Source organism: Spirochaetota bacterium (genome assembly GCA_017999915.1).
GTDB lineage: Bacteria > Spirochaetota > UBA4802 > UBA4802 > UBA5550 > RBG-16-49-21.
The window spans coordinates 173,747-187,318 of record JAGNKX010000001.1 but is presented as its reverse complement, the minus strand read 5'-3'; the positions used below and the strand labels follow the sequence as shown (position 1 = coordinate 187,318).

Here is a 13,572-nt window from a genome sequence, read left to right as displayed (position 1 = left end):
CAGCATGGAGAAGCTTTTAAAGAAAATATTATTACAGGTGCCTGTCGTCAAAGCCTATATCATTGAGCATGATAACCTGATCAGGGAACGGGACACCTTTACCAGGTTCGTTCCGCCGGGGCACTTCTATTCGCCGATCCCCTCCATCGTTGAAGTCATGAATGACCGGGATAAGATCTGGAGCGCGCCTCTTTCTACACTGCCGGGAATTGACCTGAACGATGCGGGACAACTGGCGCTGCTGGATGAATTCGACCGCTATTACCGGGAGCTTCCTTTTACGGATGAAAAGAGCGGCAGTCTGAGATATTATTATGCAAATGGCGCCTACAGCTATTCCGACGCGATTTTTCTCTACTGCATGATCCGCCATATCCGGCCGGCCGCCATCATCGAGGCGGGGTCCGGATATTCGTCTTGCGTTACCCTGGACACCAATGAGCTTTTTTTCAATAACGCCATCAAGTGCTCTTTTATCGAGCCGTTTCCGGAGGTTCTGAAGGGCCTGATCAAACCGTCGGATATGGGGAAAATAACGATCCATGAAAGGCGTCTGCAGGATGTGCCGATGGAAGTCTTCAGGGATCTCCGTGAAAACGACATCCTCTTCATCGATTCGACCCATGTTTCGAAGATCCACAGCGACGTGAATTATATCTTTCATGAGATCCTGCCGGCCCTCCGGGCAGGGGTGTACATTCACTTCCATGACATCTTCTATCCCTTTGAATATTCGAAGGAGTGGATCGAGGAGGGGAGGGCGTGGAACGAGCAGTATCTCCTCCGGGCCTTCCTCGAGTTCAACTCGCATTTCAAGATCGTGCTGTTCAACACCTTCCTGGAAACGATGTATGAAAAAGAATTAAGGGAAAGGTATCCCCTCGTATTCAAAAATCCGGGGGGTAGCATCTGGCTGCAGAAAATCCGCTGATCAGTCCAGCATTTCTCAGGCTGTCCGGTGCAACGCGTCCTTTTTCGTGAAGTGGCGCTTGACCGCGTCAAGAAAGGCGGCGCACCGGCTGATCTCTTCAAATACCGGAAGTCCCGCGTCTTCTGCCACGGCGCGGTACTGCTCGTTCAACGGGCTCCGTCCGATCTGCCATACCGCCACGGGCTTGCCGTATTTCTTCTTCAGCTCGCCTATGTTGACGAGGTAATCGGTCTTGCCGAACTCCCAGGCGAAGGTTTCCAGGATCATGGAATCCACGGCCGGGTCTTTGAGGATCGCCTCGGCCGCCCCGATGTACACCGGAGCGGCGCCCTTCTGCTCCACAGCGGGCCACAGGTCGACGGGGTGGGACGGTTCCATCCACGGAGGAAAAAGCTCCTTAAGCGACGCCATGGTTTCCGGCGACAGGTCGGCGAGGCCGAGACCGCGGTCTTCAAGCAGGTCCGCGGTGACAATGCCGGCGCCGCCGGAAAAGGTCATGACCGCGGTTTTGCCGCCGGGGCTGTAGGCGCCGGTCTTGGAAAATCCGCGGACCATATCCAGGAGTTCGTGCATGTCGTACACCTGTATGATACCCGCCTGGCGGAATGCGCCGGTGTACACTGCTGCCGCGCCGGAGAGGCTCGCGGTGTGGCTCATGGCCGCCTTCGCGCCGGAATCGCTCCGGCCCGATTTGAGCACAACCACGGGCTTGTCCGTTGAGCGGGCCAGCTCCATGAATCTCCTGCCGTCGATGATCGACTCAAGGTAGCATCCGATGACGCCCGTTTCCGGGTCGTTGATGAGATATTCCAGGAGCTCGGTCTCGTTCAGGTCGCACTTGTTGCCGATAGAACAGACCTTGCTGAAGCCGATGCCGCCGCGATCCATCATCATCAGAAGGAACCCGGCCGAGAGCATGCCGCTCTGCACGATGAGGGCGACGTTGCCCGGCTTCATGAGGGTGGTCCACTTGTCGGAGTACATAAAGGAGAAGACGTTGCGGGAATGGCCGTCCAGGTATCCCATGCAGTTGGGCCCCCAGAGGCGGACACCGAGCTGCCGCGCCAGGGCCACGGAATCCTCCTGGAGCTTTTTTCCTTCGGGACCGGTTTCCGAGAAGCCCGCCGATTCAATGATGATCCCCCGGGCCCCCTTGGACGCGCAGGCGCGGATGGTCTCGGGGAGGAATTTCGCCGGTATGAAGTAGACCGCCATGTCGAAGCTGCCGGGAATTGACGCAATGTCAGGGTAGCAGGGTATGCCGAGGATCTCCCTGTACTTGGGGTTGACAGGGTAGAGGGCGCCCTTATAGCCGGCCAGGGCGTTCCGCACGATATGAAAGCCCCCTTTTAGATTGCTGTCGGTCGCGCCGATGACGGCCACACCCCTGGGATGAAAAAAGTAATCGAACATTTGATTTTCCCGGATTAATATTATTGTATGCAGCGCAATCTGCCGGCAATGCGAGCCCGTCCGGTTCGAAAATATCGGACCGTCTGTCCAGACACCTTCAAGCCTATTTTAAAATCAGGACCGGAACATGTCAACGGTAATACGTAAATAAATGGTCGTTCATTAATCTAAAAATTCAAAGCAATTTATTCGTCAGGATGCGGTGCCGCGGCTATCAGTTTCCCGAGCAGACCTTTTTGCCGAATGTACCTTCGACGCACTTCCCGGCGTTGATGCAATCGGCGTCGATATTGCACGGCTTGCCGTTCTTTCCGGAACCGCCGAAATCAAATTCTTTTTTCTTCACGCAGGCGCCGTCAGTGCAGGTCAACCCGAAGGAGCATTCATTGTCCATGAAACACTTCTCACCCTGCCTCTTGCCGCCGGCCATAACGGTCCCTGATACTGCAATCACGAATGCCAGTGCGTAAATGAAAAACATTTTTTTCATAAAATACCCCTATAATTATAAAAAACTAAATAAATTCCAGGGGCCTGTCAATTGATCATTTACATGGAAATTTATTATCCAGCCTTTGAAGCCATTACAGTTTGACAATAATTTTCTTCCGGTAGAGGATGTACATGAAGCCCCACCAGAGCATGAGATACGCCGCTGCGTAAAGGATAGAGGCTGTCGCCGGTTCAAACCAAGGGGCAAAGACATGGGTAAATATGCAGCTCTTTATGGTTATCGGAGCTTCCTGGCATTTCACGTAAAATGATATCATGGCCTTGCCGGCCAGGGAGGAGAGTAAGTATGCCGCAAGGGCGTTCCTCCCGAGGATCAGGAAGGGCGCCGCAGCCGCGCGGGATCTCCTGACGTCGCAGAGATAATGGCAGATAAAGAAAATGATTAAGGCCAGGCCGCCCATGAAGAGAACATAGCTCGGGGTCCAGAGGTTCTTGTTGATGGGGATGAACAGGTCCAGTATCATGCCGGCTGCCACCATAAGGCCCCCCGCGCAGGGGATGATCCAGCGGCGCAGGGTCCCGGCCATGGACCTTTCAGCTGCGGCGGCGGCAAATATTCCCATCATGGCGCTGGCAATGGCGGGAATCGTCGTGAGGAGCCCCTCGGGATCGAAACCGGGAACCGGGGCGTGTTCATAGGTATGGCCCGGGAACAGGGCGCCATCAACGAAGCCGGGAAGATTGCAGCAGGGGTCCAGGGAGCCGTGGCCGAAGCCCTGGGGCGTGACCCACAGGATAAGGGCGCCGTAGAAGAGAAGCAGCGCCGCTGTGATCCAGATCAGCAACTGCTTACCCCCATACAGATATATAATTGAAGCGAAAAAATAGCAGAGACCGATCCTCTGGAGTACGCCGGGGATGCGGAGTGTTTCAAAATTAAAAAATGGGAAAAGGTTCAGTATAAGCCCCAGCACGATCAGAATGACAGTGCGCCTGGCTGCTTTCTTAAAGAGGGCTCCCCGCCCGGTGCCGGCCCTGAGGCGCGATGAGAAGGAAACGTGGATGCTCGAGCCCACGGCAAAGAGAAAGAAGGGGAACACGAAATCCGCCCCGAGCCAGCCGTGCCACGCGGCATGGCGGAAGGCCGGATACACGGCGTTCCAGTTTCCCTGGTTGTTGACCAGGATCATGGCGGCAATGGTTATCCCGCGGAACAGGTCCAGGGAAGGGAGCCGTTTGTCTTCACCGGTGGCGATATTCATAACATATAAGTCCTGTTATTCGGTATAGCTAACTTGTATTGATCACGAGTCAAATAAAAAAATCAAAAAAAGTGAAACATTTTATTGCCGCTTCCCTTGCTTTTTTGTATATTCCGTCGGTTGTACATAAAAAAAGACAGGGTTGTCTCAGACCCCCAATCCCCCCGATTCGGGGGGGCTTTAATTTGGCAATCGGGGATTTTTCGCCCTGATGATGAAAGCCGCAGGGTCCTGGGGGACAGCTCTCTATGATATGGATGGATATATGAACATGAATTCCTCGAACAAAAAACTATTAATGCTCTACCGTGTATGCTTCCTGTTTTTCCTGTTTCTCATCGGCGTGTTCTACTGGCGCTGCGCCAGCCATCATGATCGCGGCGGGGGCGGAGGCAAATCCGTGTCCTCGGCCTGCGAGAAGGGTCATGAGCCGATAAAGGACAACCATGAGTTCGGCAGTCCGACAAAGGTGACCGTCACCGGATTTGAGGGCCATGCCATGGAGCCTTTCATAACGCGGGACGGCAATTACCTGTTCTTCAACGGCCTTAACGACGGAAAGGATACCTGCCTGTATTACGCCAGCAGGGTCGATGACGCCACCTTTACCTTCGCGGGAAAGATCGAAGGGGCAAACGGCAATCCACCGCACCTTGACGCAGTTCCCAGCATGGACCAGGAGGGGCGGTTCTATTTCATATCCAAGCGCAGATATGATTATGACCATACCAGCCTTTTCAGCGGCAATTTCCTGAACGGCGCCGTTCTGGACCTGGATGTTCAGCCCGGGAATATCTATAAGATGACGTCCGGATGGATCGTCATGGACGCAGAGATTAACCCTGACGGTAACACGCTCTACTTTGCCAGCGCCCATTTTAAGGGGGCCAATGTCCCGGACAAGGCCGATATCGGGATGGCGCGGATGGTAAACGGCGATTTTAACATTGCCGCCGATTCCGCGGAGATCTTGAAGAGAGTCAATACCGAAGACCGCCTCGAGTACGCTCCCTCGATCAGCAGTGACGGACTCGAGCTCTTCTTCACCCGCGTCAATCAATGCACCTCGCTGCCTGAGATACTGGTGGTGAAGAGAAAATTTCTTAGGGAGCCCTTCGGCACGCCGGAGCGTATCGGTTCATTGTCGGGCTTCGTGGAAGCGCCATCCATCTCCCATGACAGGAAAACCCTCTACTTTCATTACCGGGACAACGGTGTATACGCCGTCTTCAAGGTCTCCCGGTAAGGGTCTCTTCACTTCACCCGTACCTGCTTGACGCCCCAGATCTCGTCGGCGTACTCCCGTATGGTGCGGTCGGTGGAGAACTTTCCCATGGCGGCTACGTTCAGGATGGACATCCGCGTCCAGGCCTCGGCGTCCAGGAAGGTTTTGCTCACCCGTTCCTGGCAGGCAACATACGATTCATAGTCGGCCAGGCGCATATACTGGTCGCCCCGGCCAAGGAGGGCCTCCGCGACAGGGCGGAACAGGTCCGGCTGATCCCTGGAGAAGAAGCCGTTGCCGATCATGTCCACGGCCTGGCGGATTTCCGGGTTTGAATCGTAGAAGCGCCTGGGATCGTACCATTCCGATTTCATTTTTTCCACTTCCCCCGCCGTCAGTCCGAAGATGAATATGTTCTCGCCACCCACCTCTTCACATATCTCGATGTTCGCGCCGTCCAGGGTGCCGATGGTGAGGGCCCCGTTCAGGGCGAACTTCATGTTGCCGGTGCCGGAGGCCTCGGTGCCGGCCGTGGATATCTGCTCGGACAGGTCCGCGGCGGGAATGATCTTTTCGGCGTTGGATACGCAGTAATTGCGGATAAAGACGACCTTAAGGGATTCTCCCACGCGGGGATCGTTATTGACGATGTCAGCCACCGCGTTGATGAGCTTGATGACGAGTTTCGCGAAAAAGTATCCCGGCGCCGATTTTCCCCCGAAGATGATGGTGCGGGGAACGACTGATCCCTTCATGCCGCCGGTGATGCGGTTGTAGAGTGTTATCACGTGGAGCACGTTCAGGAGCTGCCGCTTGTACTCGTGCATCCGCTTGACATGGCAGTCGAAGATCGAGTCCGGATTGACCCTGATCCTGTTGTGCGTCCAGATGTACAATGCCAGGAATTTCTTGTTCTCGGCTTTTACGCTCTGCCACTCCTGCCGGAACGCGGCGTCGTCAGCCAGGGGGACGAGCTTTTTAAGCTCATAGAGATCCGTGGTCCACCCTTCGCCGATCCGCGAGGATATAAGGGCTGAAAGCCCCGGGTTGCAGAGCCGGAGCCACCGGCGCTGGGTGATGCCGTTGGTTTTGTTGTTGAACTTTTCCGGCCAGATCTGGTGAAAGTCGCGGAAGACGCTGGTTTTCAGTATCTCGGTATGGAGGGCGGCGACGCCGTTCACCGAATGGCTTCCGGCAATGGCCAGGTTCGCCATCCTTACCTGCTTTTCGGGCCCTTCGGCGATGATGGACATGCGGGAAAGGCGGCCCGGGTCGTTCGGAAACGCCCGGTTGATGCTGTCGAGAAACCGCCGGTTGATTTCGTATATGATCTGGATATGACGCGGCAAGACCCGCTCGATGAGGGATACCGGCCACTGTTCCAGGGCTTCCGGGAGAATGGTGTGGTTGGTATAGCCGAAGATCTTCACCGTGATCTCCCAGGCCTCTTCCCAGTCCAGACCGTCCCGGTCGACAAGGATGTGCATGAGCTCCGGTATGGCGATGGCGGGGTGCGTGTCGTTGAGCTGGATGGCCACCTTGTCGGCGAATTGATCGTAGTTGTCGTGGTTTTTCCGGTAGCGGCGCACGATATCCTGCAGGGTTGCGGACACGAAAAAGTATTCCTGCTTGAACCGCAGCTCCTTCCCCTGTATGACGTTGTCGTTGGGATAGAGCACCTTGGAAATGATCTCGGAGTGGTCCTTTTCGGCCACGGCCAGGTGATAATCGCCATAGTTGAAAAAATCGAGGTTGAAATCCCGTGTCGACTTGGCGGACCAGAGTCGCATGGTGTTGACGGTATTGGTGCGATATCCGGGGATCGGCGTGTCGTAGGCCATGGCCATGATTTCCTCGGCGTCCACCCAGTCGCTCCGGAACCGCCCCTTGTCGTCGGAGTACTGGTTTATCTTGCCGTAAAATTTGACCGGGTAGAGGTCTTCGGGACGCTCGAATTCCCATGGATTGCCGTAGCGGAGCCAGTTGTCCGGCGATTCCGCCTGGTATCCCTGCACGATCTGCTGGAAGAAGATCCCGTATTCATAGCGGATGCCGTAGCCGTAGGCCGGGAGCCCCAGGGTCGCCATGGAGTCCATGAAGCAGGCCGCAAGGCGGCCTAGGCCGCCGTTCCCGAGGCCCGCGTCCCATTCCGTTTCGCGGAGCTCCTCCAGGTCATAGCCGAGCTGGCGGAGGGCCTGGCCCGCTTCATCGTAAATTCCCTCGTTCATCAGGCAGTTCCCCAGGGCCCGGCCCATGAGGAATTCCAGGGAGAGGTAGTAGATCCGCTTCGCGTCGTTCCGGTAATAGGATTGCTGTGTTTCGATCCAGCGCTCCACCAGTCGGTCCCGGGCGAGGAGGGCCAGGCTCTTGTAGCGGTCGTGCTTCGTCGCCGAGTACTCGTCTTTGGCCAGGGAGTATTCCATATGGTGGATGAATGATTTCTTCAGGGATTCGATGTCCCTGCCCTGGAGCTCGTTCGTGGTGGTGGTAAGCTTTGTTCCCGTAGAAGTTTTTTTGGGCATAGCCGTTCCCCTCATGTTGAAGGCGTATTAATTGTTCCGTTTCGAATGAATCCTGAAGGACAGGTACGGGGCGACGGCAACGAAGATCAGCACCAGCACCCAGACCTTTCCCTCGAGTATGTTATAGGCGTCTAGAAGGACAGACCAGGGATGGCCCGCCACATAGTGAAAAAAAAGGAATTCGAAGGCAACCGTGAGGGCAAGCCATATGCACCCGACCGCGACGGCCTGGCGGGCCGATTCAAGCCTCCATTTCAGGCCGATAGCCCAGATGTAGATCCCGAAGAGGATGAGGCCGGTCAGGGTGGAGAGCTGATGCGCGCCGAGGTCGCCCAGGGAATTCTTGTAGGTAACATCGCGGATCGCCCCGTTGCATATTGCGATAAAAACCAGGGGAATCCAGAGAAGAGTGTATTTGACGATGGTCATAATCGCTGTCCTGAAACTATGATATCAGGCGTTTACTACGGCGGCATACTCTCCCGATTGTCTTTCGATACTCTCATAATACAAGAAACACAGGAATTGTAAAGAATAATTTAATGGCGTGTGGTTTTCAACATATGGTCCCAATAATTCCGATTGATAAAAAAGATGCTTGACCATTATCTTGGTTGCAAGTAGGTATAATGGTTTCAAGAATCCACAGACAGCCATATGCACCGTCAACCATATCGGGAAAAGACAAGCGTATTCCGGATATGTGTATATGCAAAAAGAAGTGTTACCGGTATGAATAGAGATATAGTACTAAAAAGCCAGGATTACTACGCGCGGGCCAGGAGCGAAATGGCGGTTTTTATTCCGGGCCATTGCGGAACAATACTTGATGTGGGATGCGGCGAGGGTAATTTCGGCAGGGTTGTCAAAGAAAGACTTCCAAATGTCCAAATCCATGGAATAGAAAAAAACAGCGGGGCCGCCCTCCGGGCAAGGAAAAACCTGGATAAAGTCATAAACCAGGACATCGACAGGGCAATTCCCAAGCTGAGCGACGCTTTTTATGACTGCATCGTATTCAATGATCTTCTTGAGCATCTGGCCGATCCGATCGATATTTTAATAAAAATCAGACCCAAGATGAAAAAGGACGGGATCATCCTGTCATCCATTCCCAATGTACGATTCCTGCCGGTCGTGACAGACCTGCTGATCCATAAAAACTGGACCTATGGGAGTGAAGGCATTCTCGACTATACCCACCTGAGATTTTTTACTGAAAAGAGCATTGTCTCGCTGTTTGAATCAGCCGGGTACACGGTCTCGTCTGTCACCGGAATCAACAAGACCAATTTCAGCTGGAGATTCAGATTGGTAAATTTCTTATGCCGCGGCATGTTCTCAGACATGGCCTTTATGCAATTTGCCTGTGTGGCCCGGAAGAAATAATGCCATATACGCATCGATGCAGCTTTTAGACGATTCCATACGTATCCCGGTACGATCTCCGTATTCGGGACTTGTGCCGGGACTCGCGAGCCCCGGACTCCCGGAATGAACATGTCATGAAACCGCCCTGTGAGGGATGATACGCGCGGAAGCTCTCAGATGAAACTACGATTTTATGGAAAACAATGAACACTTCTCTGACACTTAAAACAATAACCGGCATAGGATACAATACCCTGGCGAGAGTATTTATCCTTGTATTGACTGCGGCTGCCAACGTAATTCTCGCGAGAAATTTAACCGCCGACGATTACGGAATAATCGGATTCGGCATGATCTTCATTAATTTCCTGGTACAGTTCAGCGATTTCGGGATCAGCAGGGCTGTGATCAGGAAACATGAGCTGACGGACGGGGACCTGTACACCGGTTTTACATTCAAGTTTATAATCGGTGTGGCGGCATTTGTCATAGCTTTCGCCCTGTCTCCTTTTGCGAAGCTTATTTTTGACAATGATGCGGTCAGCGATGTGATAATAATTCTCTCGCTTAATTTTGTCGTCAGCAATTTCGCCTTCATTCCCCACTGCCTTCTTACCAGGGACCTGGATTACAAGAGGATGTTCATTCCTCAGACCGGAACGGCCCTGGTCAATTATGCGCTGTCAATCATCCTTGCCATAAACGGATACAAGTTCTGGAGCATTGTCATAGCGAATATAGCCTCTGTCATCGTGAATGTCATTTTGCTGAATTACATGAAGCCGGTGCGGATCAGGTTCGCCTTCGATCGAAAAGTAGCCGTGGAGTTTACCCGATTCGGCGGCAACCTGTTCCTGTCGGGTATCGTCATATTCGGCATTTTTAACGCCGACAGGGGCATCATCGGGTCCGTGATGGGATCGGCGGTCCTTGGATTTTATACGCTCGCCTACAACTGGGGCTCCATAATCTGCGGCATCGTGCAGGACGCCGTCCATAATGTCCTGTTCCCGGCGTTCTCGAAAATACAGCATGACAGGGATGGAATAAAGAAATCGTATCTGCAGGTCCTGGAATTCGTCGGCTTTCTCAGCGTTTTCGTGAATATCGGTATGCTTGCATGTTCCTATGATTTTCTGTACTTCATTCTCGGCCGCGGCACCGGCCAATGGCTTCCCGCCCTGATTTCATTCAACGTGCTGTGCGTCTACGGCATCATACGGAGCCTCATGGAGCCTATCGGCAATGTCATACTCGCGGTGGGCAAATCGGAACTTCTTTTTAAATCAACATTGATCGTGGGAATAACCGAACTGGCCCTTTTGTATCCAGTAATGAAATACTTCAATATCGAGGGAGTAGCCGTCCTGGTCACCGCCGCCTATTCGCTGCAGGTCTTCGTCTACTACCCCTTTTTGAAAAGGAACTATAACATAAATGCCGGGGAGCTGCTGTCATCCCTCAAGGGAGCGATTGTGGCGACGGTCGGTGTGGCGGTCGTCATTATTCCATTCAATTATTACGTGACACCGTCCTTGATTTCATTTGTTATAAAATTACCGTTGATCACGACGGTTTATATTCTGACATACGGAATATCGACCAGGTGGAAAATTATCAAAGAAATAAAAAATATCGTTGAAAAGAGATCCATCAGCGTTTAAATAGTAGAGAATTAATACCAATGGATCACCGGAAGGATTTTCGTAACGCGCCAACACCGATCGCATAGTATGCTGTAAACGACAATACCATGGCCATGAATGACAGAATAACAGTTTTTTGTTCGGTATCGAGAGGCGAGATGGAGACAGTGGAATCATGGCTGATTCCCTCGCTCATGCTCCAGAAAGGCATATCCGGCATCGAGCTATATCTCGTCAATTACACCGGCATAAATGACCGCCTCTACGCCGGTGACGCGCAGCGGGGCATCGTGAGCGTCCATGAAATCAACAAGGGGAGCCCCTGCGGTTTCGGGGAAGCCCATAATTTCGCCTTTGCCACGGTCAATCCGACCCCCAGTTTCCTCATAGTCAACCCCGACGTATACATGCATGAGTACGCCATCCATGAGCTCATGAACGCCATGGAACAGGGCGGCCCCGTGGCGATCGTGGAGGCGCGCCAGCTTCCCTATGAGCACCCGAAGGGGTATGATGAAAAGACAGGTGAGACCCCCTGGGCCTCGGGATGCTGCATACTGGTGAATTCCGAGTTTTTCAGCAAGGTACGGGGATTCGATGAGCTCTTCTGGATGTATGTCGAGGACGTGGACCTCTCCTGGCGGGCATGGCTTTCCGGGTACCGGGTGCTGTATCATCCGCCCGCGGCGGTGTATCATTTCACCGGGCACTATTTTTCCTACAACCGGTACCGTTATTACACCGAATATTTCTGGTCGGCGCGGAATTTTATCTACATCATGTACAAGTACTGGGGGCGCCGGGGCATGCGCCGGGGCATCAGGATCCTGAAGCGTCTCGAATATGCCCCGGGGTATATCAAGGAGGTCATTGATTCGGTCAAAGAGGTGAAGCGGAAGGTGGATACGCGTTCCCTGAAGGGATACCGCCGCAACCTGAAAAATCACAGGGACCGGATAGTGATATCGGACTTCAATGTGTATAACAAGATAAGCAACGGCGAGTGATGAAGGAGAATTTCGAAATATATATCCTCTGCCCCGATGAGGATGGAGGGAGGAGAAAAGAGGCCCTTTTCGCCGGGCTGGGACTTCCCGCTCCCCGCGTGCGAACCGGAACCGATTATTACGCCTTCATCAATTCGGTGATCGCCGATTGCCCCGCTGGATACGCTCTCATCTGCCATGACGATGTCGTGGTTCCGGCAAATATCCGTGAGCAGGTCGCCTGCAGCATCGGGAATGCGGACGAGGAATTCGGCGCGGATAACTGGGCATTCATGGGAAACGCCGGTATCGATTCCCTCAATTACCGGGCCCTTCGGTTCGTGAAGGACCCCGGGGATGGGCCCCTTCCCTGGACCAATATCCGCCCCTATCCGGCGGTTCACCTTGACGGGAACCTTCTTCTTGCCAATGTGGGCAACTGTAAAAAGCGCGGCTTCGCCATGCCCTCCGAACTGGCGGGGACATACGGTTACGACCTTGTCCTGGTTATGGAATCATACATGAAAGGCCTTGTCTGCGCCATAGATTCCGCCCTCTTTGCCATCCATGAAGGAACCGGAGATGCGGAGGTCTATGCCAGTGGAAGGATTGAACCGGGACTGCTCGACTATTTAAAGAAGCGGTTCATCAATCATTCATTCATAACCCTGCGGGGGCTGATAAGCATAGATAATACCATTGATTACCTTATAAGGATCGGCACTGATCCCCGGAAATGCTTTTATACCCACTGGGTCCAGCCGACGCTGGCCGGGCTCTACTCCGGCAAGAAAAGGAAAAAAGTGCACCTGGTGACAATGATGGATGGCCGCCGTGAAGAAACAATACGGCGTTTCCTTGATTCCGTGCGGATAGCGGCTGCCGTTGCAGCCGGTGCCGTTGATATTGCCGTGCACCTGATATTGAACAGGGAGGACCGGGGCGTCCGTGATAAGCTTTCCTTGATGGCGGCGGAATACCAGGGCCTTTCGATAGGGATAACCGATGCCATACAACAATGCGGAAAGGATGCTGAGCTCGTATCGGCATTCGCGACAATGCTTAAGAATAACATCGATGGCGATGAATGCTATTACTGGTTTGTCAGGAGTGAAGATTTCGTCATGCCCTCGATATTCCCTTACTTTCCCCAGATTCTCCATGAAAGCATGGTGGCCGCCGGCGATGTCCAGTTCTTCGATGAACGGTGGGACGATTCCGGTCGATCGGTTCCATCGCTGGTGCGACGGCGTGAACGGCTGGAAAGCAGGACCTATTGCACGGGTCTTGTGGGCAAACAGAATATGCCGGCGTCCGGGCTGATCTATCCGGTCAGGCTGATAAAGGATTACCTTTACGATGAGAACGGTGCCATCAGCCAGTACGATGATGTGTTTCTCATGAAGATCGCCTTCAGGGCTGCGGTGGATACCGTTCCCCTGGTGGCCGCGGGAATGTGCGGAAACCTGGATCAGGGCAGGACCGATGACGTCAAGGCGATACAGGAATCGTTCCGGCAGGCAACCGCCGTTTCGCGTTTTATCAAGGCCGGAATAATGAGAAAAATCGAATATGACTACCTGAATTATCTTCATGATGACATGGAAAAAGCCCGCCAGTCGATCCCCTACCAGTTCATGGAGGCCATCATGGCAAAGAAATGGCTTTATTCCTCGTTCGAAAAGATGAAGCCCCTTGCCATGCCAGTGCTCCGCTTCCTCTTCAAAATCAATGACCGTTGGTAATTATCTCCGGCATCCCGC

Annotated in this window: 11 protein-coding genes; 6 read left to right on the top strand and 5 right to left on the bottom strand. The window is 53.4% G+C overall.

What is annotated here, in order from left to right; translation table 11 throughout:
* Positions 1-4: 4 nt before the first annotated feature.
* On the top strand, positions 5-931 hold the full coding sequence (locus KA369_00770) for a class I SAM-dependent methyltransferase (GenBank protein ID MBP7734479.1): 927 nt from the start codon (positions 5-7) through the stop codon (positions 929-931).
* Positions 932-946: 15 nt separating this feature from the next.
* Here the strand turns inward: KA369_00770 and KA369_00765 are convergent, their stop codons facing one another.
* The 3 genes from KA369_00765 to KA369_00755 form a co-directional block, all read right to left on the bottom strand.
* The gene (locus KA369_00765; GenBank protein MBP7734478.1) at positions 947-2,344 is read right to left on the bottom strand and encodes a CoA-binding protein; all 1,398 of its coding nucleotides are present in this window, start codon (positions 2,342-2,344) and stop codon (positions 947-949) included.
* 214 nt (positions 2,345-2,558) lie between these two features.
* Positions 2,559-2,834, bottom strand: coding sequence for a hypothetical protein (locus KA369_00760; GenBank protein ID MBP7734477.1), 276 nt, complete (start codon positions 2,832-2,834; stop codon positions 2,559-2,561).
* A gap of 94 nt (positions 2,835-2,928) precedes the next feature.
* A complete protein-coding gene (locus KA369_00755; GenBank protein MBP7734476.1) occupies positions 2,929-4,059 on the bottom strand; it encodes a DUF5009 domain-containing protein in 1,131 nt (376 codons plus the stop codon).
* 265 nt (positions 4,060-4,324) lie between these two features.
* Between KA369_00755 and KA369_00750 the strand changes: the two genes are divergently transcribed.
* Positions 4,325-5,305, top strand: coding sequence for a PD40 domain-containing protein (locus KA369_00750; GenBank protein ID MBP7734475.1), 981 nt, complete (start codon positions 4,325-4,327; stop codon positions 5,303-5,305).
* 8 nt (positions 5,306-5,313) lie between these two features.
* On the opposite strand, the gene KA369_00745 is transcribed toward KA369_00750, so the two are convergent.
* On the bottom strand, positions 5,314-7,806 hold the full coding sequence (locus KA369_00745; GenBank protein MBP7734474.1) for a glycogen/starch/alpha-glucan phosphorylase: 2,493 nt from the start codon (positions 7,804-7,806) through the stop codon (positions 5,314-5,316).
* A gap of 27 nt (positions 7,807-7,833) precedes the next feature.
* Complete coding sequence (locus KA369_00740) at positions 7,834-8,235, bottom strand: hypothetical protein (protein ID MBP7734473.1); 402 nt, start codon at positions 8,233-8,235, stop codon at positions 7,834-7,836.
* Positions 8,236-8,538: 303 nt separating this feature from the next.
* Between KA369_00740 and KA369_00735 the strand changes: the two genes are divergently transcribed.
* From KA369_00735 to KA369_00720, 4 genes are all read left to right on the top strand, one after another.
* Positions 8,539-9,195 carry a class I SAM-dependent methyltransferase gene (locus KA369_00735; protein MBP7734472.1) on the top strand — a complete coding sequence of 219 codons (657 nt, stop codon included), beginning with the start codon at positions 8,539-8,541 and terminating at the stop codon, positions 9,193-9,195.
* Between the two features lie 185 nt (positions 9,196-9,380).
* Positions 9,381-10,841 carry a lipopolysaccharide biosynthesis protein gene (locus KA369_00730; protein MBP7734471.1) on the top strand — a complete coding sequence of 487 codons (1,461 nt, stop codon included), beginning with the start codon at positions 9,381-9,383 and terminating at the stop codon, positions 10,839-10,841.
* Positions 10,842-10,981: 140 nt separating this feature from the next.
* The gene (locus KA369_00725) at positions 10,982-11,830 is read left to right on the top strand and encodes a hypothetical protein (protein ID MBP7734470.1); all 849 of its coding nucleotides are present in this window, start codon (positions 10,982-10,984) and stop codon (positions 11,828-11,830) included.
* The gene (locus KA369_00720; protein ID MBP7734469.1) at positions 11,830-13,554 is read left to right on the top strand and encodes a hypothetical protein; all 1,725 of its coding nucleotides are present in this window, start codon (positions 11,830-11,832) and stop codon (positions 13,552-13,554) included. Before KA369_00725 ends, KA369_00720 begins: the two co-directional genes overlap by 1 nt.
* Positions 13,555-13,572: the final 18 nt, after the last annotated feature.